Raw genomic sequence first — 25,208 nt, 5'->3', positions numbered from 1 at the left:
ATCAGTAACTTTTGGGACTATCCATTGGCAACACGATGATGAAATCGGCGATGCCTTTCGATTTTTCTTCCAATTCTTTGATACTTTCCTGCTCTACAGTGGATATAGTCAGGATCTTGGTTTTTGGATATGCTCTTTTCAGGTACCAGATGATTCCTTCGTAATTGTTGGAATGGTAAGAACCATTGATATGGAGAATGGAATTTCCTTTTTCCAAATAATCAAAAAGTGAATAAGCCATGGTAGCGTCTTTGACGGCTTGGGCCTCGACCATAAAGTCGACATTCATCCCCGATCCGTGCATCATGTCTTTCATGCCCACATATCCCGGAAGGGTTTTATCTACTTCGATTGGCAAAGGTGAAATAGATTGCTTTGCTTCATCAGAAAGGCTGTCCAATACCGAAAGCCCTTTTCTGCTGACCAATGAAGCGTATTTTCTCGGAACATTGGATGCTACAAATGGGATATTGTTTTTCTTCGTATAGAGCATCATCGGCTTGTAATCCACCTGATAATTGTTCCAAAGTTTGGTCTCAGCTTCAAAATTCTTATCTGTCATTTTGCCCGCAAACCATTCCTCAATATTCAATTGGTCATCCCTTTCAAAGAATTCACCGGCAAGAATTACCTTATTTTCATTTTCATGGAGATTTTTCAGAAGCTGCAATTGAAGCCAGTGGGCTAGGCTGTTGTTATGGAGTTCCCCGAAAAAAATCACCTCGGACTTCTGGGATTCTTTTGTAAGTTTATCAAAAGCGACTTCTTTACCCTTGCCATCAAAGATTTTGTAGGGCTCAGTTTGGGCGAAAGAAACTTGGAAAACAAGAATGAAAAGTATTAAGAGTAAACGATTTTTACACATAATCTTCAGGATAAGTCACAGTTACCACGGAGAAATTGACTACACCACCGAGTGCCGGATTGTGTTTTTTGATTGTAACAGTGACGGATTTAAGAGAAGGATATTCTTTCAAAATATCCTGAATCATCAAATGGGATAGATGTTCTAACAGTCTGACGGGTTCCAACATGTGGGCTTTGGCGATCTTGTACAGCTTGGCATAATCTACCGTTGACCGCAAGTCATCATCCAACATGGCTTTTCGAAAATCTGTCTGAACATGGATGTCTACTGTGAACCTATTGCCTAATTTGGTTTCTTCTGAAAAAACCCCATGATAAGCATGGAATTCAATTCCTTCAAGTGATACTTTTCCCATCAATCAAACTGGTCAAAAAATGAGCTTCCTTTATCGGGTTTAGCTTTTGGCTCAACAGACTTTTCTTCCTCCTTCACTTCTTCTTGAACTTCACCTTTGGGTTCCTCCACCTCAGCGATGGCTTTGACTTTGGGTTCTTCTTCCAATTCGACAATTTCTGATTGGATGTTCTCTACTTCTTCTTCAAGATTTTCAGTGACAGTCTCTTCTATATTTTCTGAGGTTATTTCTCGGGGTTCCTCCGATAAGGTTTGCTTGGTCATTGGAGCCTCATCCACTTGAACTGCACCGATATTTGCAAAAGTAAATGCCTTTGCCCTACTAAGCTCCTCGACTACTTTGGCATGTGCCTGAATATTTACCTTCTTGAAAGATTCATTGGAAGTGGTGATTTTGTCATCCAGATCCTCAGACAGGCGTTTCATGTTTTTAATGATCAATTCCCTTTCTCTGATCAATTTCTCGTAGCTGTCTACCAGGCTTTTTACATTTCCCTTCAGCTCCTCCATGATCTGTTTTGCCTTTGTTTCAGCAGTTTCGATCAGGCTTTGGGAATTTCTTTTTGCCTCATTCACCATCGAATCCGCATTTTGATGGGCATCTGCCATTATCTCGGAAGCGGCAATGCTTGCCTCTTCGATGATACTTGCGCCGGTGTCCTCTGCGGTTTTCAAAGTTCTGAAGAGTGATTCCTCGACGTCTTTGAGTTTTTTAGCTTCCCGTAGACTGGTTTCAAGTGCTCTTTCGAGGTCTTTTTTCTCTCCCTGCAATTTGTCCCATTCATCTGCTAACACACCCAAAAATGCAGATACTTCATCCTTGTCATATCCCCGGAAGTTTTTCTCAAAGGATTTTTGGCTAATTTCTTTAGAAGTTATATTCATGTTTTTTAAAATTCTAGATTCCAGATAGAGATTTTCCTATCGTCGCTGATGGAAATGATATTTTGGTTATACCGGCTCCATGCTACTTTATTGATTGATGTGCCATGACCTGCATACCTTGCTTTGTCTATGACTTTGAGAAGTTTATAGGACTCTGCATCCCAGACTTTGATGGATTTGTCCATACTACAAGTTACAAAATATCTGCCATCTTCCCGGTAAGCCAAGTAATTTATCGCATACAGATGGGCTATAATTGTCTGCTTCAAAGAATAATCTCTGGTATCCCAGATTTTGAGACTTGCATCCCTGCCTCCGCTGACCATTACAGGAAGGTTGGGATTATAACCTAGCGCAAAAACGGAATTGGTATGTGCGGTAAGATTGTGGATTGGATCGAGTGTTTTTAGGTCAAAAACCTTGATGCTGTGGTCACTCAATCCGGCAGTAATTGTATGGCCCGTAGGACTGAGAGCAAGTACACGGACGCTTTTTTCGGATATTTTTAAATGTCTTTTAACAACCCTCATTTCCGTGTCGATGACGATAATCATGCCGTCTGCTGTCCCTACAAAAATATTTTTATCTGAAACTTTGATGTCAAATATGGACTGATTGGTAATATTCAAAGACCAAAGTTCCTTTTGATTCACCAAGTCAATCACGTGGATTCCTTCAAAATTATGCCCGATAATCAGTTGGTTCCTTTGGGGATCTACCTCGAGCGCATAGACAGAATGATTTACCTTGGCGATGAGTTTACCATCCTTCGGATCATCCAAATCCCATAAAACAACCATTCCATCACCGGATCCTGTAAAAAAATACCTTGGGTCAGGAGCTTCTGCCAAGGCATAAATACAATCGTTGTGGCCGGTCAATGTATGCAGTTTATTTACTTGGATTTTTACCATATTTTGCTGTGATTAGCGCTTCATCCCATAATGGGTATATGCAAACAAAAATAGAAAAAATAAGTCCTTTATCTGCCTTGGCGGTAAAGAATATTGAGGAAGTTTCCCACAATGGGACTGATTTTTTAAGCTTTCGCGAAAAACTTTCTTTTTCCAATATTTCCCACCCGGATAAAAAAAAGGAATGGAAAGGAGCTAGAATAGCCATCAAAGAAGCACTTGACTGCATTTCTTTGCCTTACCCGGGTTTTTATAAAGACGAGAACGGCAAATCACACCCCATGGATGGCTTTGGTCATGTGTCCATGACCCACACCAAAGGACTTGCAGCAGCCATTTTTCATAAAGAAATGCCGGTCGGAATAGACCTCGATTATGTAAGGGAAAAGGTAGTGAGACTTGGGCCAAAGTTCCTTAATCGCAATGAAATTGATTTTCTTGGCAATGAACCACTCATAAATACCATTGCTTGGTCGGCCAAGGAATCTATTTTCAAATGTCAGGGCAGGAGAGGAGTCAGCCTCAAAAATAACATCCGACTTTCTCCATTCACCTTGGAAGACAAAGTTATCTTTGGAAGGATCGAAAACACAGAATTTTCGGACCACCATTATCAGGTCAAGATTGAGTGGCAAAATGATATTGTGCTGACTTATACAATCTGGTAGGTTCTTTGTATGTATATTTATTGAACCAAGCAATTCATACCCGAAAATGAAAAATACATTTCTAATTCTTCTGTCATTTATATTGGTTTCTGGCACCTTTGCTCAAAGGGTAGAAAACTTCAAGTTGAACGATGCGGTGTTAGGACAAGAATTTTCCCTCGATTCACATGGAGATGCCAAAGCCGTCATTTTGGTATTTACAAGCCTCAATTGCCCATTTTCCAAACTTTATGAAGAAAGGCTAGTCAACCTCTCAGGCCAATTTGCTTCGGATGGTTTTGTCTTTGCATTGATCAATCCGCATATAGGTACCGAAGAAGAGGAAACTTCTGCCGGAATGAAAGCTAGAGCCAGCGAAAAAAAGATGCCATTTCCATTTCTTGAAGATATAAATCAATCTGTGACCAAACAGTTTGGTATTACCAAATTACCCGAAGTAGTGGTAATCACCCCAAGTCCCACAGGATTTGCCGTGGCGTATAGGGGAGCAATAGATAATAATCCGCAAATGGCCGAAAATGCTAATATCAAGTACCTTGAAAGTGCTTTGACTGCGATCCAAAATAGACGTACACCAAGTCCTGCATCAAGCAGAGCGGTTGGCTGTAATGTCAAACTGCGTTAACTCCCTACAATTTCAAGAAGTTCTTTTATTTCATCAGACTTTTCTACTTCCCCCAATTTTTCAAAAGCCACGATCAGGTTTCTGAGCACCCTAGTGACGATGTCTAGATTGGAACAAGGTTCAAAAAAAACTTCCCTCGATTCAATATTGAGGTGCTCAAGGTAATTTACAATATCCTTGCGTGAAAAAATCAGTCCTTTGTTAAAGGCATTGATATAAAATGAGGCGTCAGAAGATTTGTATGTCAGTACAAACAGGTTGGGCAAATTGACGCCGTAGATGGGAAGTCCGAGCTTTTTTGCAACCAAAAAATAGATAGCACACAGGCTGATCGGGTTGCCTTTTTTTGTTTCAAGGACATTGCTCAGCATGCTGTTTCCGGGAGAGTGAAAGTTTTTGGTATTGGCCGAGAACCGGAGGGAATTAAACAAAACACTGTTTATAATTCTGACTTGTTCGTAGGGGAGAAGGTCGTTTTGGAAGGCTGTCCAAACCTCAAAATAAATCTGATGCATGTCTGCGTTCAGTTTTTCGAATTCAAGGTCAGGATATTGGTAGGTATTGATAATCCATAGCCCAGTCAGCAGGTCTTGTTCCGGAGAATTTTTCCAATCGTGAAGTCTGTCTTTTAATTGCAAAAACTGAAGCCGGTGGACTAAATCCTCGATTTCTTTTTGGATAGAAGGATTGAAACTCTCTTCCCACTTCTTTTCTAAAAACGGAATCACAGGATGGCCAATGGAAATCAGTTTGTCGAGTACATGGTTTTTGACCTCCCAGTCTGTATCATCCAGCAAGGAAACTAGGGCATGAAGTTCATTTTCACTGAGGTTATCCATAAGCAAAATTGATATCCAATTTAATGAAATTTAGCATGAATGGAAAATAGAAATGGATGTTTTATAATTAAGACTTGATGGATATGCGCTTCTTTGCCAATAACCCTATAATCCTCTTCAGTCGGGACGAGGTACCGGGCATTTTAGTCCGGAGCCAAGAATTAAAATGGATATCCAATCAACTGGCATAATTGCGTATTTACATTATAGCCTCTTTTCAATTATGACTTTTCTAAACATGCCAAAAAAATCTCAAATCTCAAATCTCATGTCTCAAGTCTCATATCTCATATTTCAAGACTTATGTCTGTATCACTCCCACATTATACCGCTCGGTAATAGGCGCATGGTTGGCTGCCTCGATTCCCATACTTATAACCTTTCGGGTTTCTAGGGGATCTATGATCCCATCCACCCAAAGTCGTGCAGCAGCATAATAAGGACTCAGTTCTTCGTTGTATTTGTCGGTGATTTCTTGGAGCAATTGTGCCTCGTCTTCAGGTTTGATCTCTTTTCCTGATTTTTGAAGGGTGGATACTTTGATCTGAAGCAATGTTTTGGCAGCTGCCGCCCCGCTCATGACTGCCATCTGTGCAGTAGGCCAAGAATAGATCAGTCTTGGATCATAGGCTTTGCCACACATGGCATAGTTTCCGGCGCCATAAGAATTCCCAATGATAAAGGTGAACTTCGGTACCACAGAGTTGGCCATGGCATTGACCATCTTTGCGCCGTCTTTGATGATTCCGCCGTGTTCAGCCTTGCTACCTACCATAAATCCACTGACATCCTGCAGGAAAACCAAAGGAATTTTTCGTTGGTTGCAGTTCATGATAAATCTCGCTGCCTTGTCAGCCGAATCGGAATAGATCACTCCACCCATCTGCATTTCTCCCTTGCTGGTTTTGACGATTTTGCGCTGATTGGCGATGATGCCAACTGCCCATCCATCGACTCTCGCTGTCGCGCAGATCAGCGTTTTACCATAATCTTTTTTGTATTCTTCAATCTCTGAGCCATCTACAATTCTTGAAATGATGTCCAGCATATCATAGGGTTTTGCCCTGTCCGAAGGCAAAATCCGGTAAATATCAGCTTCCTGTTTTCCGGGTTTTTGAGGTTCAATTCTATCAAAACCTGCTTTTTCATTTGCTCCTAATTTTGAAAAGATCTTTCGGATGGCATCGAGGCATTCTTGGTCATTGGCGTATTTGTTGTCCGTGACTCCCGAGATTTCACAGTGCGTACTTGCCCCGCCTAGAGTTTCATTGTCAACTGTTTCCCCGATGGCAGCTTTGACAAGGTAAGATCCTGCCAAAAATATCGAGCCTGTTTTGTCCACGATCATTGCCTCGTCGGACATGATCGGGAGATATGCTCCACCTGCCACACAACTCCCCATGATCGCAGCCACTTGGATGATTCCCATGGAGGACATACGCGCATTGTTGCGGAACTGACGTCCAAAGTGTTCTTTGTCAGGGAATATTTCATTTTGTAATGGAAGAAAAACGCCTGCGCTGTCCACGAGATAAATGATTGGAAGCCTGTTTTCCATAGCGATTTCCTGTGCACGGAGATTCTTTTTGGCAGTCATGGGAAACCATGCTCCTGCCTTTACTGTTGCATCATTGGCGACGATCATGCACATCCTACCGCTGACATAACCTATCCCAGTCACTACCCCAGCCGAAGGACATCCGCCTTCATCCTCGTACATGCCATCTGCAGCAAAAGCACCGATTTCTAAAAAGTCAGTTTCTTTGTCTATCAAATAATCGATTCTTTCTCTTGCGGTTAGCTTTCCTTTTTCGTGTTCTTTGGCAATCCGGGATTTGCCGCCGCCAAGCTTGACACTTTCTTGTTTTTTCTGTAGTTGAAAAAGTAAGAGCTTTAATTCATCTTCATTTTTATTCAATTCGATATTCATAAAGGCACTTGGGTTTAGTTTTCTTAGGATGCTAAAATAGGGTAAAACATCCAATTTCCTAAAAAATGAAGTCTTTTTGCCACCTTAGAAATTGGTGGTATCGACTTATTGGAAAATAATTCTTCGGTGGTTTTTACATGATTGACTTTGATAAAAGGGAATAGGAACTTACTTATTGACTTTGAAAAATGGAAAATATGGGTAACTATTGCCTTTGAAAAATGGAAAAAAGGTATTTGATATTAAAATCCTTGGATGCTAAATAAATTTTAATTGATTTAAAAGACAAACCTTGGAATATTTAGCTTAAGCGGAAAACACAAAATTAGAACTACAGTGTTTAATATTTCAATAAACAAATAATCAAATAACCCATTAACCAAATAACCCATTAACCCAATAACCATCCTACAAAGCCTCAATCTCTTCCTTATAAGCCTTTACTGACCTGTAGATCGCAGAAGAGAGGTAGGTTTGTCCATCTTTGGTGTTGAGGTATTTTTCCTCATTGGCATTGGAAAGGAAGCCCAATTCGATCAGTACGCTTGGCATACTTGTAGTCCAAAGCACATACAAAGGAGCCTGCTTTACACCTCTTGAAAACCTATTGACCCGGTTGCTAAAATCATCTTCGACTTTAGAAGCGAGTGAAAGGCTGTTTGACAAAAATGCTTTTTGCATCAGGTTGAACATCATGTAGGATTCAGGGGAAGAGGGATCGAAGCCTTCGTATTTCTCCTCGAAATTATCTTCCAAGAGGATCACTGAGTTTTCTCTTTTTACGATATCAAAGTTTGCTTCAAAGTTTTTGGTCCCCATCACAAATGTCTCAGTACCATATGCTGACCTGTTAGGGGCGGCGTTACAATGGATCGAGATAAACAGGTCTGCTTTATTTCTATTGGCAATATTTGCCCTTTCTTTAAGCTCGATAAAAGTGTCCGTTTTTCGGGTATAAATCACCTCCACATCAGGGAGGTTTTCTTTGATATATTGACCGACCTGAAGGGCCACCTTCAAAGCGATGTCTTTTTCTTTGGACATAGAGCCAACTGTACCAGGGTCTTTGCCGCCGTGACCGGCGTCAATAATAATACGTTTGAGTTTGAATTCCGGAGCTTTAGGCCCAGAAGCCAGGAATCCTGAAAACAAGAAAGAAACCGTCAGGAACGAAATAATAAGAATATTTTTAACTTTAGGGCGTTTCATGCGTGTTAATACCATTAACTTTGCCGGAGCAAATTTTACAAATTTTTAAATAAATCAAAATCACTAAGTGCGGAATACTTACTTCCTTTTGCTTCTCTTTTTGTTTTTATGGGTTTCACCCCAAATGGTCTATTCACAAAAAAGAAGCCAAAGAAATGTAGAGAACAGGATCAATACTCCAGATTCAGTTCTCAATACTCCAACGTTGAATCCTTCCGTTTTGGATACTTTGCCCGCAATAAAAAGCGATACCATCCCCAAAAGCGACAGCACAAATATAGTACCCCAAGGGGATATCCAAACGGAAATAAAGTATTACGCAGAAGATAGTATCATCACGGATTTTGAGACCCAAAAAGTATTCCTTCATAAAGGAGCATGGTTTGAATATGGATTGATCAGGCTTGATGCTGACCTCATCATTATTGATTGGGACAAAAGTGAGATTTTTGCCTCCGGCGTTATCGATTCTTTGGGAGCGATTGAAGGAAATCCTGTTTTTAAAGAAGGCGCTACTTCCTACGAAATCCGCAAGGAAATGCGGTACAATTTTAAAAGTCAAAAGGCCATCATCAAGGACGTCGTCACCGAACAACAGGATGGATTGCTTCGCGGGCAGACAATCAAAAAAGACAGGGACGGCAGTATCTATCTTGACCATGGATTTTATACCACCTGTAATCTATCTGAACCACATTGGCATATCAACTCGAGCAAAATCAAATCCATCCGAGGTAAACAGGTCGTGACAGGTCCTTTCAATCTCTATTTCAATGATATTCCGACGCCTTTGGGATTGCCTTTCGGGATTATTCCTGATACGCCTGAAGAAAAGGCCTCAGGGATTGTCTTCCCTTCGTATGGACAGGAGCAGGTAAGGGGATTTTTTTTGAGGAACTTCGGTTACTATTTTGCTTTCAATGACTATGTTCATACCCGTGTCACCGGAGATGTTTTCTCTAATGGAGGTTGGGGCGCCAAAGCATCTACGATGTACAAAAAGAGATACAGGTTCAGTGGGGGTTTCAATATTGATTACCAGAAATTCAAAAGTCCTGAAACTGAACTGAACCCTCTCGATTACAACACGATTTGGGTCAATTGGAGTCATTCACCCGAGTCTCGGGGAAATTCCCGCTTCTCGGCATCGGTCAATGCAGGTACGTCCAATTACAACAACGTCGTGGTGAACCCGAATAACTTTGTCCAAAATGTGAAGTCTGAATTTTCTTCGAACGTGGCTTACAGCAAGACTTTTTCAGGAACGCCTTTCAGTATGTCCGCCAACCTGAGGCATTCGCAAAACATCCAATCGGGAGAGGTCAATCTGATTTTACCCGATATAGCTGTCAACATGAACAGGCAGAACCCTTTTCAAAATATCAACTTTGAACCGATCAAAACCCTGAACGTTGCCTGGAATTTTAACCTTCAAAACACCATTTCCAATAGGGTTACTCCTCCTTTAGGTGTTTCAAGTGAAGTCGTGAATCAGGGGCAGGGAATTAGTCCAACTCCTGATGTTATTCCCTTTAACCTCGCCAACCTCCCTTTGCTTCTGAAGGATGCAAACAGCGGGGCCAAAAACACCATTCCGATTTCATCCAATTTCCGGTTGTTCAAGTATTTCACAGGAACTGCATCTGCAAACTTTACTGAGCTTTGGTACTTGGAAAAAACCAATTTTTTCTACAACCCTGTAGAACAGAGGGTGGATAAAATCTTAGAACAAGGCTTCAACAGGGTGACCACCTACAATTCTTCCTTTGCAATGAATACCAACGTATATGGTTTTTATAATTTCAAAGGGAGCAAAAAAATAGAAACCATCAGGCACCACATGCAGCCTTCTTTTGGATTTACATTCAATCCTGATTTTTCTAATCCATCATTTGGGTATTACCAAATTGTGCAAACTGACTCCATGGGAAGATCCCAATTTTTCTCAAGACATCAGGGTTTTGTATTTGGTGGAGCGCCTTTGGGCGAATCTAAATCCCTGAATTTGAACATACGAAATACCTTAGAGGCTAAGTTGAAGAAATTGACGGATTCAGGAGAATCCGAGACGAAGAAAATTCCCCTGCTTCAAACCCTGAATATTGGTACCAATTACAACTTCGCAGCTGATTCATTTCAATTGGCACCGATTAGAATGGATACAAGGACTTCATTTTTTGACAATAAATTGTCTGTCAACTTAGCAGCCACCTTGGATCCATATGCAGAATTGATCAAGACCGATTCTGAAACAGGGGCTGTCACAGGCCGCCGGGTCAACCAATATGCGTGGAGAAGCGGTCAGGGCATTGGTAAATTCAGAAACGTCACCATGAATATCAACGGTAACCTTAATCCCTCCAAACAGGGTGGTCAAGCCGGAGAAATGCGGGATCAAATGACTGATGACTTTTTGCAACAAGGTGGTCAGCTGAATGAATTTGTGGATGAGGAAATTAACCGGATCATCAATGACCCTTCGCAGTATATAGAATGGAATATCCCATGGTCTTTCGGATTCGGTTTCAATATCGCTTACAACCAACAGCCGGGCCGGGAGTCCAATATTACCTCAGCGGTCAATATCAACGGTGACTTGAGTATCTCCGAAAAATGGAAAATTACCTACAGCGGAGGCTATGATTTTATGACAGCGCAGCTTACCCAATCCATGATCGGTTTGGCGAGAGACCTCCATTGCTGGCAAATGAACGTCAGTTGGATTCCCTTTGGCCGCTTTACCTCCTACAACCTTGATATCCGTGTCAAATCGTCCATCCTTCAGGATCTGAAAGTGTCGAGAAGAAGGTCATTCTTTGATTAAGATTTATTGGAAATTGATTTTCGGCTATATGTATTTTTTGCTGTTTCGATTTCTTCACTTTACTCCTTATTTTTATTAACTTCCTTCCTATGAACGGAGGAGAAATCATCGCCCAAGTACTCCTAAACCACGGAGTCGAATTCCTGTTTACGCTCTGTGGAGGACATATTTCACCAATTTTTGTTGGTGCTGAGAAAGCCGGAATCAGAGTCATCGATACGAGGCATGAAGCCACGGCGGTTTTTGCTGCAGACGCGGTGGGGAGATTGACGGGAATTCCCGGAGTCGTTGCTGTGACCGCAGGACCCGGGCTGACCAATACCATCACTGCCATCAAAAACGCTCAAATGGCCCAATCACCTTTGATATTGTTGGGAGGCGCTGCCGCCACCATGCTCAAAGGCAGGGGAGCGCTGCAGGATATCGATCAGATCAGCATCATCAAACCCATCGTCAAGTGGGCGGTCAGCATCAAGAAAGTGAAGGACATTGGTCCGGCAATGGAAAAAGCATTTCAGATTGCTTGCGAGGGTGTGCCCGGACCGGTGTTTATCGAATGCCCCATCGACACCCTCTATCCCGAAGCCATGGTCAGGGAGTGGTATGGTGCCAAAAGCAAATCAGGAACCCGATCCCTGAAGGACAAGGCGATCCAATGGTACATTGAAAGACATGCCAAAAAACTATTTGAAGACAAGGAAAAAACCGTGTTCAATATTCATCCTTCAAAATCAAAATTTCCGGTTCATTCTGATTCACAATTGGCCAATTCAGCCTCAATGATCCACGCAGCCAAACGCCCGCTCATGATTTTGGGAAGTGGGGCCATGCTGCAGCCAGATTTGGCGGTGCAACTGGCCGTTGCCATTGACAAAATGGGAATCCCTGTTTTCCTCAGTGGTATGGGAAGAGGTTTGCTCGGGAGCTCTGGCAGGCTACACGTCCGGCACAAAAGAAAAGAAGCCATCAAGGAAGCTGACCTGATTATTTTGGCGGGAGTGCCAAATGATTTCAGGTTGGATTATGGTAGCCATATCGGCGGCAGAAAATTAATTTCCATCAACAGGAGTAAGGCAGAACTTTTTCTCAACAAAAAACCCACAATCGCCATCCAAGCCGATCCTTGTGGGTTTTTAATAGCCCTTTCTGATCATTTGAAAGTCAACTCACAGGAATGGCTTGATACTTTGCAGAAGAGGGATTCGATGAGAGATGAGGAGATCGGCAAACAGTCGGAAGAAAATATTAAGGGTTTGAATCCTTTAAAGTTACTCTGCGAATTGGAGCATCTATTGCCCGAAAAAGCGGTTCTCGTGGCAGATGGAGGTGATTTTGTAGCGACTGCTTCCTATACTTTGAGAGCACGACAACCTGTGTCATGGTTGGATCCGGGTGCCTATGGAACCTTGGGAGTCGGTGCAGGATTTGCCATAGCTGCGGCCTTGGTATATCCTGACCGGCCTGTTTGGATCTTATATGGAGATGGGAGTGCGGGTTATAGCCTGATAGAATTTGATACCTTCCAAAGACATGGATTGGCTATCACTGCCCTTATCGGAAATGATGCCTGCTGGACGCAGATTGCGAGAGATCAGGTAGAGTTTTTGGGTTCGGACTGCGCCGTGACATTGGATGCTTCCGACTACGAAAAGATTCCCTTGGCTTTTGGCGTGGAGGGTCAAAAAACCGAGAGTTTAGAAGCTTTTGTATCGGCAGTGAAACAGGCCATAGCTTCAAACCAACAGGGTAAATCCTATTTGATCAATGCCATTATTGGGAAGACGGACTTTAGGAAAGGGTCGATTTCAGTTTGAGGGCGAGGTTGGGAAGTCAGGAAGTGGGAAGTCGGCAGATGGGGTATGGTTAGAACAAGTATTGTGTACCAAGCAGCAAGCTTACTAATTCGGCAACCCAATAACTTGACAACGCGAAGCAGAAAACCCGACAACGCGAAGCAGACAACAATTACAACCAATAAAACCATTACAACTCCAATCACTAAAAATCCTCCAATTCGCAAATTTCCAAAAATCCTCAGGAGTAAAAATTCATTAACAAAAAACCACTTTTTTATATTCCTCCTTTGTTTTACCTTTTGAAAATTGTATTCATTGATTCCATTCATTATGAAAAAATCCTTCTCCTTATTCGTACTTCTTTTGACATTACATACAATCCTTTTGGCACAAGGAAAAAAAGCAATCGACCTCGATGCTGTCACTGAAAAGCATTTTTTGTCCGGTATCGCCATTCTCAATGACCTGGTTTCCATCCCCAATAACTCCAATAACAAGGAAGAGCTTGTTCCTAATATTGAGTGGTGCGAGAATAACTTTGAGAAAAGAGGTTGGAAAATAGAACGCTTGGAGACGAAAGGTTTTCCTATGCTTTTGGCAGAAAAGACGATTCCTAGAGCCCAAAAGACAGTTTTATTCTACTTCCATGTGGATGGTCAACCTGTGGAAAAGAAGCGTTGGGATCAGGAAGATCCATTCAAACCGGTGTTGAAGAAAATGGAAAACGGCAAGTGGGAAATCATCCCGATGGAAACACTGGACTCCTCCTATGATGCTGAATGGAGAATTTTTGCCCGATCCTCCTCTGATGACAAAGGTCCCTTGGCGATGTTTTTGACAGCTTGGGATGCTTTAATTCAGGAAGGAAAATCCCCCAATTACAATATCAAAGTCATTCTCGATTTCGAAGAAGAAATAGGTTCTCCGAATCTTCCGGCTGCCGTCCTGATACACAAAGAAAAGTTGGCGGCTGACATGATGCTGATTATGGACGGGCCGAGACACCTAAGTAATGAACCAACTTTGAGTTTTGGTGCAAGAGGAATTTCTGAAATTACTTTGACGGTCTTTGGACCAAGAGCTGCCCAACACAGCGGTCATTATGGAAATTATGCCCCAAATCCAGCTTTTAGGTTATCTCAATTGTTGGCCTCCATGAAGGATGATGAAGGCAGAGTGACCATACCGGGATTTTATGACGGGATCAACTTGACCGAAACTGAAAAAGCGATTCTGACAAAGGTTCCTGATAATGAAGATGCGATTAAGAAAAAACTTGGAATTGGTTCCACGGACAAAGTGGCCGGTACTTATCAGGAATCATTGCAGTATCCCTCGCTCAACATCCGTGGATTGGCTGCGGGAGGTGTCAGGGAAATGGCAACGACCATCGTGCCTGCCGAAGCCATTGCAGAGATTGACGTCCGATTGGTGCCCGAAAGTGATCCTGAGCGGCTTTTTGCCTTGGTCAGGAAACATATCGAAAGCCAAGGTTATCACATTCTGGACAATATTCCCACTGATGAGGAAAGGTTGAAATACCCGAAATTGGTCAGGTGGGAAGGTACCATTTCCTACAAAGCATTCCGGACTCCGTTTGATTCCGAGCCCGGTATTTTTCTGAACAAAGCCATGGTCAGGGCTTTTGGCAAAGATCCGATCAAAATCCGCATCAGTGGAGGTTCACTTCCAATCGCTCCTTTTGTTGATGCATTGCAAATCCCTGCTGTAACCGTGGTGACCGTCAACTCCGATAACAACCAACATGGCCCAAATGAAAATATCCGTTTGGGAAATTACAAAGAAGGCATCAAGACGGCGTTGGCGATTTTTACTCAGGAACTTTGATAAGAGTAGGCAGTCTCAGTAGGCAGTTTTCAGCTAGTTAGTGAAAAAGTAGGTGAGAAGTAAAAGGTTAAAGGTGAGAGGTGCGGTAATGATTGTGAACCAAGTATGGTGTACCAAGTACCTTAGTAGGCAGTAGCAGTTGGCAGTTTTCAGTTACTTAGTGAAAAAGTAGGGGCGAGAGGTAAAAGAAAATAGGCGAGACGTACGGTTAGATTGAAACCAAGTATGGTGTACCAAGTACCGAGTACCATGATTCAGAATGTGATAAACAGACAACGCGAAGCAGGCACCCCGACAACGCGAAGCAGAAAACAATTACAACAACTAGAACAATTACAACCAATCCAGAGAGATTCTTCGCTTCACTCAGAATGACGGATTCGTCAACCTGACAACGCGGAGCAGACACCCCGACAACGCGAAGCAGAAAACAATTACAACAACTAGAACAATTACAACCAATTAGACTGAGACCCTTCGTTCCTCAGGGAGACGACCCCCTAAATATACCCCACTAACCAATAGACCGTAATCCCTATCCATTCTTTAAAAAGTCTATGCCACATAAAGATGGAATAAGGTTCCGGTTGGAGCAATTGGGGAATGCTGAAGCGGATATCTTCAGAATAATAATCCACGGGAAAAGTCTCTGTCTGCAATCCTACTTTGTCAAAGCAACCTTTGGAGCGGTACATGTGAAAAGCAGATGTGATCAGTAAAAATTTTTGGTCAAGATTGAATTCTTTTTGAGTAAGAACATCTTTGGAAAAAGTTGCGTTTTCCCTTGTGTTTTTTGCTTTACTTTCTACCAAAATATCCTCATTTGGTACACCTGTCATGACCATAAAATCCCGTAGCATTTCCGCTTCTGTATTGGAATTGGTGGGGTCAAGGCCTTGTCCGCCGGTGATCAGGATTTTTTTGATTTTGCCCAATTTGTAAAGTTGTACTGTATGCGTGGCGCGGTCGGCGCCTTTGTTGAAAAAAGTACGGTCCGAGGCAGTTTTGTTTAAGTTGGTCACTCCGGTCAGGACAATGCCAACTTCATACTCAGGAAGTGTATCAAAGGCTTTGAAATCCGGTTCCCAAGTTTGCATGGCGAGGTTTGCCAAAAACTGATTGGAAAAGATTAGCATCAGAATGATTCCACCAATCATCAATTTCTTGCCGTATTTTTTTTTGCGGAGCCAAAACCCTGCAATCAATAAAATCAGGATGATGGTCAGTGGCATGGCCAAGAAACTCAGGAACTGGGAAAGGTAGAAGAACATGCGGATGGGTTTTTTGGGAAAAGGATTTATCCAAAACCTAGGGTTAGCTGATTTGGATTGCCGAATTTAAGAATTCAATGGTTTTAAAATGAAAATTAATTGGAAAAGGATTGGGAGAATCTTTGATTAGGAATCTTTCATATTATTTCGCCCTTTCAGGGCTGATGGGCTTTCATTTTGCCTTATTCCGATGGGCTTCACCCATCGTTGGGGTATTTCGCCCTTTCAGGGCTGATTTGTTGGCAATAACCTAATAACCAATCTCCATTAACCAAATAACCAAATAACCATTAACCAAATAACCCATTAACCATCCCGATAGCTCGGGACCAATCACCACCCCTTATCCAGATTATTATAGTACTTGATTTTTTCATTGAGGAGTTTGTAATCCAATTTCCCTTTCACATCCTTCAGGTGTTCGATGATGGCAAGGGACTTGTTGAGACGTGAGTTGGTGTTTTTGACTTTGGTTACGATGTATATCAGACCACGTTGCTTGCCTTTGGTCAGGGCATAGAAATACCCGCTTCCCACCTCATCCTGATCGAGGAGAACCTGCATTTCCTCCGGCATGTCGTGCCCATATTCCGACAGGTCCTTTTCCAAGGTCATAGTGGTTTTGTCACCTTCGGCGATTTTAAGCTTTTCCCGGTTGGGTTTATTGAGCAGGATATACCAATATTCCTTCGTTTTCATCAAGGCAGCAGGGAAGACGGGGATTCCTTCCAAATGAACCCTAACCCGCCTGTTGTCTCCTTGGATAAACTGTGACGCAATATCCTCCGGCACGGGCAGGTGAAACCTCCAAAGATTGGTATGGAAATCTTCCAAAGTCGATAAAAATGAAATCATCTCAGGGAATAATTTTTTCTAAATATCGCAGTTTTTCGATTAAATTAACAGCATGACAAATGACCCCAAATCCAATTATTCGGTCTCCAAGACTGCCACTACCAAGCTCAATGACCGCAGCAAAGGAAAGCCATTAGAGGTAATGTCTGAATCGGATTGGGATTTTTGGATGTATAACGGCTATGTGATTATCAAAAATGCTGTTCCCAAATCTCAGGCAAGAAAGTTGGCGGATTTCCTATGGGAATACGAAGGAAAAGATCCGAAAAATCCGGAAACCTGGTACCGAAAAACCAACCCCGATATGGAAATGAAGGAACTTGTCAATACCGGAATGGTCGAAGTCTACCACCACCAATACCTTTGGGACAACAGACAGACGCCCAAAGTCCATCAGGCTTTTTCGGATATCTGGGGCACCGAAAAACTTTGGGTGACCATCGACCGGGCCAATCTGAACTTTCCCATCCGGCCCGGATTTGAGTACAAGGGTTTTATCCATTGGGATTATGACCCCGAAACCAAACCCCAAAATGTGCAAGGTGTCCTTGCCCTTGCAGACCAAACCGATGAAGCCATGGGCGGCTTCCAATGTATCCCCGAACTCTACCGTACCTACGACACCTGGAAACTTACCCAATCCACCGACCGCAATTATTTCCAACCTGACACTACCGGATTTGAATTGACCAAAGTCAAACTGGAAGCAGGGGACTTGCTGATCTTCAATTCACTTTTGCCGCATGGAATCCGTGCCAACAGGAGCAAGGGCAAAGTCCGTATTGCCCAATACCTCTCCATGATGCCCGTCGAACCCGAAAATGAATCCCTCCGTCAGTGGCGCATCAACAGTTGGCAAAGCCGCGAAGCGCTAAAAGGTTATGCATTTCCCGGAGATCCTTTGCAACGGGAGAAGCAGCAACCTGTGGCGGAATTGACAGATTTGGGGAAGAGGTTATTGGGGTTGGAGGATTGGTGACTGAAAAATGAGATAAGGAATTCTGAATTTATAATGATGAATGAAATTGGCTTGAAGTAAGAGGTTTTATTCATAGGAGGTATGACCGAAGTGGGCAGAGGCTAAAAAGAAGGTAACTTCAGGACCAAAAGAACCTAGGGAATAAGGTAGCTAAGGGGTAACCCGGAGGCGGAGTATCTATACCTCAGACACGGAGTATCTATAGCTAAGACACGGAGTATCTATAGCTAAGACACGGAGTATCCCTAGGAGAAGGTGGGGTAGACCGTGCCGGGACTAGGGATATGCCTTAGGAGATCCTTAGCCTTGGGTCAGAATTTAATCCTTGGAATATCAGAAATAAGTAGGATCAAATCAGACTTTTTGGTGCCATGAAATTTTTGAAGGTGTAAATTTGGGAACGATTGGTATTTTTACCTCAAATTCTTAATCAATGCCATTTACCTTTTCCCACGCGGCCCTAGTTTTTCCCATCAATTGGGGTTTCAAAAAATGGACTTCCATGACAGGCCTGATCATAGGCAGCATGGTTCCTGACTTCGAAAAATTCATCAACATGAGACCGGGAAATACCATCAGCCACACTTGGGAGGGTATTTTTTTGTTCAGTCTTCCGGTGGGTTTATTGCTCTGTTTTATCTTTCACCTCTTGGTCAGAAACCCTTTGATTGATAACCTACCCGGACATATCAGAAAGCGGCTTCATGTGTATAAAGGTGTCAATTGGCTTTCGCATTTTAAAAAGCATTATCTCCTCATATGTATTTCCATCATGATAGGAGCTTTTTCTCATATTGTTTTGGATGGCATTACCAAAGACCATGAAAGGTTGGTCAGGTATTCTCCCCTGACGGGAAATGGCATCAACCTAAGTGATTCTATATATTTGCCCTTTTCGGTTATGATCGAAGTTTTGAGTGGGGTGATTGGATTGATGTTGGTGTATTTTTTTGTACTGAGGCTGCCAAAGGTAACTGTACCAGGTCAAAGCCTTTTCAATAAGATGGTCTATTGGGTTGTTTGCTTCTTAGTCACTGCTGTGGTGATATACCTGAGGTTATCCATTGGGGCCATCACGGATAAGTGGGACCTACTTATCACCGGAATTTCAGCCTTTATGATCGGATTGATTGTTTCCTCGCTTTGGACGAAGATGCGGGTGAGGTCAACAAATACAGGATCGGAGTAATGGCATTTTTTCCGACTGTTTTCCCGAACATGATCCTTTGGATATCAAACTAAAAGAAATTAAGTTTAGGTAATAAAAAATAGCAATAATAGGGTTGATAGCAGCCGGATTTGGATAGATATCAACAAGTCATGTTGATATACAATTGTTACCACACATTTAAAAAGCGATGCGAATAAAACTAATAGTAATATTTACATTCCTAATTTGTGTGAAAAGTTTTGCACAAAGAAGTGGAGAACTTTATAACACTATTTCAAAGCTTGACTATACCTTTTTTAAAGCCCTGAATGAATGTGACCTTAAGAAGTACGAATCTTTTTTAGCCTTTGACTATGAATTCTATCACGACAAACAAGGCTTAACAGTTTCTAAAGCAAGTGAAATGGAGTCAATGAGCTTGTTTTGTGGAGAACAAAGAGAAAGACAGCAAATTAAAAGGGTAATCCTAAATGAGAGTCTTGAAATATACCCTATTAATAATTTTGGAGCTATTGAAAATGGAGAACATATTTTTCACCTCGTAATAGATGAGAATACCAGTAAACCTATTTCAAAAGCTAAATTCACATGTATCTGGAGGTTTGACAATAATGAATGGAAACTGGCAAGAACAATAAGTTATAATCATATTCCATACGGTAAAATTCAGCTTGATGATGAAATTCTTGAACAATACGAGGGAAACTATCAAGCCTCTGACAGAATGATTAACATCAAACAAGAAGGAAAAACTCTTAAAATAATGGATTTGGTGGATGAAAAAGAAGTGTGGAGCAATGATATGCTTGCAGAAACTGAGGATACATTCTATTTAAACCAGAATAATGTTCAAATCAAGTTTATAAAAAATAGAGGGAAAGTCGAAAAAATGGCCGTTTATGAAAATGGAGAATTAATAGAAGAAGCTATAAGAGAAAAATAAAAAACGTGTGGTAACAGGCGTTTGGCTTCAATGGCAGGTGACGTGGTTAATTGAACATTCAACCCTGCATAAACTTTTGATGCATTCACAAATTATCCAATACTGAATACTAGTACTTCGATTTCCACCCCATTCTCCCAATCTGTTTTTATGGATAAAATATGGATAAAATACAGATAATCCATATTTTTGTAAAACGCTTTTATAGATAAAATACAGATATAATATGGATAAGTTTATTCAAAAGCTCAATTTTGATTTTACCACAACCCAAAGGGTCATACAGCTTATTGGTTACATTGACGGTTTTAAAGGCAAATGGAATATTGCCGAAAAACAGGAAAACCGTTATCTGAAAGAATTACGAAAAATTGCCACCATTGAAAGTATTGGTTCTTCTACAAGGATTGAGGGGGCAGCACTTACTGACAAAGAAGTGCAAGAACTTCTAAAAGACATTAAAATAACAAAACTGAAGAGCCGTGATGAACAGGAAGTAGTCGGGTATTATGAAGTTTTGGAACTCATTTATGACAACTATCCTGATATAAAACTTTCAGAAAGCTATATCAAGCAACTGCACCAAATGTTGCTCAAATACAGTAATAAGGACGAACGCCATAGAGGTTCTTACAAGTTTCTTTCAAACCAAGTTGTAGCTACCTATCCGACAGGTGAACAGCGAACAATTTTTTCAACCACCGAACCCGCATTGGTATCAGGAGAAATGCAGGGATTAGTTGAATGGACAAACGAACAATTAGAACAAAAAAGCATTCATCAACTTATTGTTATCGGTAGTTTTATTTACGATTTTTTGAGTATACACCCGTTTCAGGACGGAAACGGCAGGTTGTCCCGATTACTTACCACGCTTTGTCTGTTAAAAAACGATTATGTTTTTATTCAATATATTTCATTTGAAAATCATATCGAGCAAAATAAAAAAGCTTATTATGAGGTCTTAATGACAGGGCAAAAAAACAGGGGAACAGAACAGGAAAGTATTGACAAATGGTTGATTTTCTTCTTAGAAAGTTTGAAAACACTTACCGAAAAATTGGAACAGAAATATGACGTATTCAAATCCAAAGGTGGTTATCTGAACGATAGACAAAAAATGATAAAAGATTTTGTTAAAGACAGTATGCCTGTCAAAGTAAGCGATTTGGCAAAGGAATTCCCCGAAATAGGTTTGAGTACTTTGAAAAAGGATTTACAATATTTGCGAGATGAACAAGTCCTGACTATGATTGGAAAAGGAAAAGGAACCATTTATGTTTTGAATGATAAAGAGTAATCTGAGTACCGGCCGTTATCTGTCTTTTTCGCTTCTCATCGAAGTTTTGAGTGGGGTGATTGGATTGATGTTGGTGTATTATTTTATACTAAGGCTGCCAAAGGTAACTGTACCGGGTAAAAGCCTTTTCAATAAAATGGTCCATTGGACTGTTTGCCTTTTGGTCAGTGCTGTGGTGGTTTACCTGAGGTTATCCATTGGAGCCATCACGGATAAGTGGGACCTACTTATCACCGGAATTTCAGCATTTATGATTGGACTGATTGTTACTTCGCTTTGGGCGAAGATGCGGGTGAGGTCAACAAACACAGGATCGGAGTAATGGCATATTTTCCGACTGTTTTCCCGAACATGATCCTTTGGATATCCAACTAAAAGGAATTAAGTTTAGGTAATAAAAAATAGTAATAATAGGTTTGATAGCAGCCGGATTTGGGTAGATATCAAGAAGTCATGTTGATACTAATCGTTACCTCCAAACTTGAAAAACAGACAATGCGATTTCAACAAATATTAGACAAAAAGACAGGACAGTTATTGTTTCGTTTCAGCGAAGATGATGATATTGAATCTGTAAATCCAATCAAATATTTTGGCGACTTCTTTATCGTTAACAAAATGGTTCTTGGAGGAATTCCTTTGGACGAGATAAAAGGAGAAAAAACCCCATCTGAATCTAGTATGGAGATATATAATAAATCAATCGATTTATGGGTTAAAAAAAAAGATGAAATATTAAAAACACAAATTCCTGTAAATCTTTTAAAACTCTTGGAAACCAATAAAAAAAATGACCAAGTTCAATTACTAAAAGGGATTGAAATAACCCCTATGATTTTACTTGCTTTTATTTTTGAAGCACATGGGAAACATGGATTCAATTATAGTCAGTATAAATCAGAATTCTCTCCTAATGGGATTGACGCCACAAAAATGCCGTATGCAAGTTTAATTAAAGAAGATGGTGATGTTGAAATATATGGCAATACAGAATTGACTAAAGGCCAAATTAAACAAGTAATACAGCATAGAAAAGTCACTGTTGGTAAAATAATTGAGAAAGGAGATATTTGGCATTGTTTCTTTGCAACTTATAAAAGTTTAAATGGAGATGAAATTTGGTTAGGAAAGAATCAGCCTCATTTTCATTATCTCTCAAATGTTTTTGGATTGACACGAGAAAAACTTCAAAAGGAATTAAAATCAAAAACATATAATTTTGGAAATGTACCTCATATTAAACTTTTGAACTATGGCAAACAGCCAGAATAAATTTCAAACCTGTTGACAGAGAAAAGCATGGAGTTAACAAAAACTATATGTCAATTGCCGTTTCCGTGCTGACAACAAGCCGTGTAGTCCGCAACAATGGAAGTGCGGCTCGACAGGAAAACCGCTCGCAGTCGGTAACTGCATATAGTTCAGTCCATTGATGAAAAGCGTATCAGACGACAATAACATCATCATACAACAATGCAGGATCTACTATTTGACTTTATATCAAAATACATTTCTCTGACTGAGGATGAAAAGGAGGCAATGCTTTCCTTGGACATATTCCGCACTGTCAAGAAGGGGACTATTTTACTTAAAGAAGGACAGAAATCGCAAGATGTTTATTTTATCCTAAAAGGATGTTTACGGAAATATTACATCATCAATGGTGAAGAAAAAACCACCGCCTTTTTTACAGAAATGGAATCTCTGACACCCCATTGTGTCATCAATAATGCTCCATCTGAATATTTTATAAGTTGTGAAGAGAATACCATCCTGACGGTTGGAAACCCAAATAGGAATGTTGAAATTTTTACCAAATCCCCAAAATTTGATTTGATGTGTAGGATATTGTCAGAAGAAACCTTGGCCAAACACCAAATCAATTTTGACGAGTTTAAGACTTCATCACCTGAACAACGATACCTGAACCTACTGAAAAACAGACCGGACCTGATCCAACGAGTGCCACAAAACCAATTGGCAAGTTACTTAGGTATAAAACCACAATCACTGAGTAGATTAAGAGCAAGAATCTTAGAAAAAAGTAAAGCGTAGCTTCATTTCTTCACTTAAGTGAACGATTTGAAGTCTATTGTCCATCCACCTTTGCATTATCGATTAACCTCAATTTAAAAGATATGCAAAAGAAAATTTTATGGATTGGACTTGCCTTAATTTTAGCAGGCAGCCAACAGGTCAAAGCACAGTATGACAAACAGGACAGTACTTACAAAAAGCATTTTGTGGGAAGTACCTTGTTTTTGTTGGGCAATTTTGCGAGTACAAACAGCCCTGAATTCGTTCAACTTAATCTAGGCTATCGCATTACAGGAAAGGATGTAATTTCCCTTGAACTCATCACCTGGAAATATGCCTGGCCACTTGGTATCAACCCAATATTTAATCAGGCCTACGGGACACCTGAAGAACAATTTCCCGGATACATAAGAGATTATGGGATTGGCCTTGCTTATCAACGGTTTTTTTGGAAAGGTCTATACATGGCAGTACATGTCATGCCAATGTGGCAAACATTTGTGAATGATAACGGAGTAAAAATTGACAACGGTTTCCAAATATTCAATACGAATCGGGTTGGCTATCACATCAAACTCTTTAAAGATAGGTTTTTTATAGAACCATCACTTGGGTTTGCCGGCCGTCCTTATCATACTGAAATGCCTGATGGGTTTAAACAACAAGATGACAAGTGGCCAAAATACACGTTTGAATTTGGACTGCATTTTGGGTATAATCTTTAATATGTGGATATAAGCTTCTTTGCCTGTAATCCATTATTCTTCTTCAATCGGGATGGAAGAACGATGTGCCGGGCATTTCAGTCCTCAGACAAGAATTATCATGGTTGTCAAATCTTATTGTATAATTGCCTACATAAATGACCTTTAAAATTATCATGATCAAATGAAAGCAGTCATATGCACCAAATACGGACCCCCTGAAGTTTTGCAAATTCAGGATGTTCCTAAACCGATACCCAAAGACAATCAGATCCTTGTCAAAATAGTGGCCACTGCCGTCAACTCCGGAGATGTAAGGGTTAGAGCGCTTGATGTGAAAGGCTTTATGAAAACAGTCATGCGTTTGGTTCTTGGTTTTTCCAAACCACGTAAACCTATTTTGGGGACTGTGTTTGCCGGCATTGTGGAGCAAACAGGAAAAAATGTAAGCAGTTTTAAAATTGCTGATGAAGTGTATGGTGTCACAGGATTTAAATTTGGCACCTATGCAGCTTATATAGCGGTGTCAGATAAAAGTGTTGTTGTCAAAAAGCCAACCAACGCCACATTTGAAGAGGCAGCGGCAATTTGTTTCGGAGGTCAGACTGCCTATTACTTTTTAGAAAAAGCAAATGTTTCAAAAAAAGCAAACTCAAAAATATTGATTTACGGGGCAACAGGGGCTGTAGGAACAGCGGCTATACAAATAGCAAAATACCATCAAGCCGAAGTTACTGCCGTCTGCAGCGAACAAGGTCAAGAAGTTGTCAAAGACCTTGGTGCTGATAAAATCATCTTGTACAACAAAGAAGATTTTACAAAAACTGCTGAAAAATTTGATGTTATTTTTGATGCAGTGGGCAAAATCACGAAAAGGCAGTGTGGACATTTGTTAAACCATGGAGGGATTTTTAAGTCGGTTGAAGGTTTTGATATGGCATCAGAAGATATCAAACAATTGGAATTTTTACGGGAGCTATTCGAAAAAGGAAAATACAAAGCAACTATTGACAAGACCTATTCCATAAATGAAATAGTAGCTGCCCACAGGTATGTCGATATCGGGAGAAAGAAAGGAAATGTCGTGATTAAAATAGGTGAATGACAAGAACACCATCCACAGAAGCGGGATTTTCAATATTGGAGGTTCAGTGTTTCAAATTTCATTTTTTTTAAGTTTGAAGCTAA

Annotated in this window: 23 protein-coding genes; 14 read left to right on the top strand and 9 right to left on the bottom strand. The window is 40.9% G+C overall.

Translation table 11 applies throughout. From position 1 onward, the window contains the following. Window position 1: 1 nt before the first annotated feature. From M3O96_RS04020 to M3O96_RS04005, 4 genes are read right to left on the bottom strand one after another with little or no spacing between them, the layout of a single operon-like run. Window positions 2-865 (bottom strand): ChaN family lipoprotein, encoded by an 864-nt coding sequence (locus tag M3O96_RS04020; RefSeq protein WP_249718991.1) that lies wholly within the window; start codon window positions 863-865, stop codon window positions 2-4. Beyond that, a complete protein-coding gene (gene folB / locus M3O96_RS04015; protein WP_249718989.1) occupies window positions 858-1,223 on the bottom strand; it encodes a dihydroneopterin aldolase in 366 nt (121 codons plus the stop codon). The genes M3O96_RS04020 and folB overlap by 8 nt, the downstream gene beginning before the upstream one ends. Continuing rightward, window positions 1,223-2,107 (bottom strand): DivIVA domain-containing protein, encoded by an 885-nt coding sequence (locus M3O96_RS04010; protein WP_249718987.1) that lies wholly within the window; start codon window positions 2,105-2,107, stop codon window positions 1,223-1,225. The genes folB and M3O96_RS04010 overlap by 1 nt, the downstream gene beginning before the upstream one ends. Before the next feature lie 5 nt (window positions 2,108-2,112). Continuing rightward, window positions 2,113-3,021: a WD40 repeat domain-containing protein gene (locus M3O96_RS04005; RefSeq protein WP_249718985.1), complete on the bottom strand. Its 909-nt coding sequence runs from the start codon at window positions 3,019-3,021 to the stop codon at window positions 2,113-2,115. Window positions 3,022-3,059: 38 nt separating this feature from the next. On the opposite strand from M3O96_RS04005, the gene M3O96_RS04000 reads away from it, so the two are divergent. Then, window positions 3,060-3,689, top strand: coding sequence for a 4'-phosphopantetheinyl transferase family protein (locus M3O96_RS04000; RefSeq protein WP_249718982.1), 630 nt, complete (start codon window positions 3,060-3,062; stop codon window positions 3,687-3,689). Between the two features lie 46 nt (window positions 3,690-3,735). Further along, the gene (locus M3O96_RS03995) at window positions 3,736-4,314 is read left to right on the top strand and encodes a redoxin domain-containing protein (protein ID WP_249718980.1); all 579 of its coding nucleotides are present in this window, start codon (window positions 3,736-3,738) and stop codon (window positions 4,312-4,314) included. Here M3O96_RS03995 and M3O96_RS03990 read toward each other — a convergent pair. The 3 genes from M3O96_RS03990 to M3O96_RS03980 all read right to left on the bottom strand — a co-directional run bounded on the left by M3O96_RS03990 (window position 4,311) and on the right by M3O96_RS03980 (window position 8,292). Next, entirely contained in the window at window positions 4,311-5,153 is an 843-nt protein-coding gene (locus M3O96_RS03990) for a transglutaminase-like domain-containing protein (RefSeq protein WP_249718978.1), read from the bottom strand. The two genes, M3O96_RS03995 and M3O96_RS03990, sit on opposite strands and share 4 nt — an antisense overlap. Before the next feature lie 301 nt (window positions 5,154-5,454). Beyond that, a complete protein-coding gene (locus tag M3O96_RS03985) occupies window positions 5,455-7,083 on the bottom strand; it encodes an acyl-CoA carboxylase subunit beta (RefSeq protein WP_249718976.1) in 1,629 nt (542 codons plus the stop codon). Window positions 7,084-7,491: 408 nt separating this feature from the next. Next, window positions 7,492-8,292 (bottom strand): N-acetylmuramoyl-L-alanine amidase family protein, encoded by an 801-nt coding sequence (locus tag M3O96_RS03980; RefSeq protein ID WP_249718974.1) that lies wholly within the window; start codon window positions 8,290-8,292, stop codon window positions 7,492-7,494. A gap of 124 nt (window positions 8,293-8,416) precedes the next feature. Between M3O96_RS03980 and M3O96_RS03975 the strand changes: the two genes are divergently transcribed. The 3 genes from M3O96_RS03975 to M3O96_RS03965 all read left to right on the top strand — a co-directional run bounded on the left by M3O96_RS03975 (window position 8,417) and on the right by M3O96_RS03965 (window position 14,760). Further along, a complete protein-coding gene (locus M3O96_RS03975) occupies window positions 8,417-11,116 on the top strand; it encodes a putative LPS assembly protein LptD (RefSeq protein ID WP_249718972.1) in 2,700 nt (899 codons plus the stop codon). A gap of 89 nt (window positions 11,117-11,205) precedes the next feature. Then, the gene (locus M3O96_RS03970; RefSeq protein WP_249718970.1) at window positions 11,206-12,930 is read left to right on the top strand and encodes a thiamine pyrophosphate-binding protein; all 1,725 of its coding nucleotides are present in this window, start codon (window positions 11,206-11,208) and stop codon (window positions 12,928-12,930) included. A gap of 312 nt (window positions 12,931-13,242) precedes the next feature. Further along, window positions 13,243-14,760: a M20/M25/M40 family metallo-hydrolase gene (locus M3O96_RS03965; protein WP_249718968.1), complete on the top strand. Its 1,518-nt coding sequence runs from the start codon at window positions 13,243-13,245 to the stop codon at window positions 14,758-14,760. A 500-nt stretch (window positions 14,761-15,260) separates the two neighbouring features. Here the strand turns inward: M3O96_RS03965 and M3O96_RS03960 are convergent, their stop codons facing one another. Further along, a complete protein-coding gene (locus M3O96_RS03960) occupies window positions 15,261-16,031 on the bottom strand; it encodes a YdcF family protein (RefSeq protein WP_249718966.1) in 771 nt (256 codons plus the stop codon). A 333-nt stretch (window positions 16,032-16,364) separates the two neighbouring features. Beyond that, window positions 16,365-16,886: a YdeI/OmpD-associated family protein gene (locus M3O96_RS03955; RefSeq protein ID WP_249718964.1), complete on the bottom strand. Its 522-nt coding sequence runs from the start codon at window positions 16,884-16,886 to the stop codon at window positions 16,365-16,367. Window positions 16,887-16,938: 52 nt separating this feature from the next. Here M3O96_RS03955 and M3O96_RS03950 point away from each other — a divergent pair, with 52 nt between their 5' ends. The 9 genes from M3O96_RS03950 (at window position 16,939) to M3O96_RS03910 (ending at window position 25,125) form a co-directional block, all read left to right on the top strand. After that, window positions 16,939-17,865 carry a phytanoyl-CoA dioxygenase family protein gene (locus M3O96_RS03950; RefSeq protein WP_249718962.1) on the top strand — a complete coding sequence of 309 codons (927 nt, stop codon included), beginning with the start codon at window positions 16,939-16,941 and terminating at the stop codon, window positions 17,863-17,865. 433 nt (window positions 17,866-18,298) lie between these two features. After that, the gene (locus tag M3O96_RS03945) at window positions 18,299-19,054 is read left to right on the top strand and encodes a DUF4184 family protein (protein WP_249718960.1); all 756 of its coding nucleotides are present in this window, start codon (window positions 18,299-18,301) and stop codon (window positions 19,052-19,054) included. 211 nt (window positions 19,055-19,265) lie between these two features. Next, window positions 19,266-19,979 (top strand): nuclear transport factor 2 family protein, encoded by a 714-nt coding sequence (locus M3O96_RS03940; protein WP_249718959.1) that lies wholly within the window; start codon window positions 19,266-19,268, stop codon window positions 19,977-19,979. A 226-nt stretch (window positions 19,980-20,205) separates the two neighbouring features. Further along, window positions 20,206-21,279, top strand: coding sequence for a Fic family protein (locus tag M3O96_RS03935; RefSeq protein ID WP_249718957.1), 1,074 nt, complete (start codon window positions 20,206-20,208; stop codon window positions 21,277-21,279). After that, window positions 21,266-21,601 (top strand): hypothetical protein, encoded by a 336-nt coding sequence (locus tag M3O96_RS03930; protein WP_249718955.1) that lies wholly within the window; start codon window positions 21,266-21,268, stop codon window positions 21,599-21,601. The genes M3O96_RS03935 and M3O96_RS03930 overlap by 14 nt, the downstream gene beginning before the upstream one ends. Before the next feature lie 131 nt (window positions 21,602-21,732). After that, complete coding sequence (locus M3O96_RS03925; RefSeq protein WP_249718953.1) at window positions 21,733-22,551, top strand: hypothetical protein; 819 nt, start codon at window positions 21,733-21,735, stop codon at window positions 22,549-22,551. A 201-nt stretch (window positions 22,552-22,752) separates the two neighbouring features. Then, complete coding sequence (locus M3O96_RS03920) at window positions 22,753-23,334, top strand: Crp/Fnr family transcriptional regulator (RefSeq protein ID WP_249718952.1); 582 nt, start codon at window positions 22,753-22,755, stop codon at window positions 23,332-23,334. A gap of 83 nt (window positions 23,335-23,417) precedes the next feature. After that, window positions 23,418-24,041 (top strand): hypothetical protein, encoded by a 624-nt coding sequence (locus tag M3O96_RS03915; RefSeq protein ID WP_249718950.1) that lies wholly within the window; start codon window positions 23,418-23,420, stop codon window positions 24,039-24,041. Window positions 24,042-24,204: 163 nt separating this feature from the next. Further along, a complete protein-coding gene (locus tag M3O96_RS03910; RefSeq protein WP_249718948.1) occupies window positions 24,205-25,125 on the top strand; it encodes an NAD(P)-dependent alcohol dehydrogenase in 921 nt (306 codons plus the stop codon). Window positions 25,126-25,208: the final 83 nt, after the last annotated feature.

This window comes from Aquiflexum sp. TKW24L (genome assembly GCF_023502205.1).
Classification (GTDB): domain Bacteria; phylum Bacteroidota; class Bacteroidia; order Cytophagales; family Cyclobacteriaceae; genus Cognataquiflexum.
This window is presented reverse-complemented; position numbering and strand designations above follow the sequence as displayed.

Coding starts and splice junctions, on each gene's coding strand:
- M3O96_RS04020 (WP_249718991.1), bottom strand. CDS start 865: ATGTGTAAAAATCGTTTACTCTTAATACTTTTCATTCTTGTTTTCCAA.
- folB (WP_249718989.1), bottom strand. CDS start 1,223: ATGGGAAAAGTATCACTTGAAGGAATTGAATTCCATGCTTATCATGGG.
- M3O96_RS04010 (WP_249718987.1), bottom strand. CDS start 2,107: ATGAATATAACTTCTAAAGAAATTAGCCAAAAATCCTTTGAGAAAAAC.
- M3O96_RS04005 (WP_249718985.1), bottom strand. CDS start 3,021: ATGGTAAAAATCCAAGTAAATAAACTGCATACATTGACCGGCCACAAC.
- M3O96_RS04000 (WP_249718982.1), top strand. CDS start 3,060: ATGCAAACAAAAATAGAAAAAATAAGTCCTTTATCTGCCTTGGCGGTA.
- M3O96_RS03995 (WP_249718980.1), top strand. CDS start 3,736: ATGAAAAATACATTTCTAATTCTTCTGTCATTTATATTGGTTTCTGGC.
- M3O96_RS03990 (WP_249718978.1), bottom strand. CDS start 5,153: ATGGATAACCTCAGTGAAAATGAACTTCATGCCCTAGTTTCCTTGCTG.
- M3O96_RS03985 (WP_249718976.1), bottom strand. CDS start 7,083: ATGAATATCGAATTGAATAAAAATGAAGATGAATTAAAGCTCTTACTT.
- M3O96_RS03980 (WP_249718974.1), bottom strand. CDS start 8,292: ATGAAACGCCCTAAAGTTAAAAATATTCTTATTATTTCGTTCCTGACG.
- M3O96_RS03975 (WP_249718972.1), top strand. CDS start 8,417: ATGGTCTATTCACAAAAAAGAAGCCAAAGAAATGTAGAGAACAGGATC.
- M3O96_RS03970 (WP_249718970.1), top strand. CDS start 11,206: ATGAACGGAGGAGAAATCATCGCCCAAGTACTCCTAAACCACGGAGTC.
- M3O96_RS03965 (WP_249718968.1), top strand. CDS start 13,243: ATGAAAAAATCCTTCTCCTTATTCGTACTTCTTTTGACATTACATACA.
- M3O96_RS03960 (WP_249718966.1), bottom strand. CDS start 16,031: ATGTTCTTCTACCTTTCCCAGTTCCTGAGTTTCTTGGCCATGCCACTG.
- M3O96_RS03955 (WP_249718964.1), bottom strand. CDS start 16,886: ATGATTTCATTTTTATCGACTTTGGAAGATTTCCATACCAATCTTTGG.
- M3O96_RS03950 (WP_249718962.1), top strand. CDS start 16,939: ATGACAAATGACCCCAAATCCAATTATTCGGTCTCCAAGACTGCCACT.
- M3O96_RS03945 (WP_249718960.1), top strand. CDS start 18,299: ATGCCATTTACCTTTTCCCACGCGGCCCTAGTTTTTCCCATCAATTGG.
- M3O96_RS03935 (WP_249718957.1), top strand. CDS start 20,206: ATGGATAAGTTTATTCAAAAGCTCAATTTTGATTTTACCACAACCCAA.
- M3O96_RS03930 (WP_249718955.1), top strand. CDS start 21,266: ATGATAAAGAGTAATCTGAGTACCGGCCGTTATCTGTCTTTTTCGCTT.
- M3O96_RS03925 (WP_249718953.1), top strand. CDS start 21,733: ATGTTGATACTAATCGTTACCTCCAAACTTGAAAAACAGACAATGCGA.
- M3O96_RS03920 (WP_249718952.1), top strand. CDS start 22,753: ATGCAGGATCTACTATTTGACTTTATATCAAAATACATTTCTCTGACT.
- M3O96_RS03915 (WP_249718950.1), top strand. CDS start 23,418: ATGCAAAAGAAAATTTTATGGATTGGACTTGCCTTAATTTTAGCAGGC.
- M3O96_RS03910 (WP_249718948.1), top strand. CDS start 24,205: ATGAAAGCAGTCATATGCACCAAATACGGACCCCCTGAAGTTTTGCAA.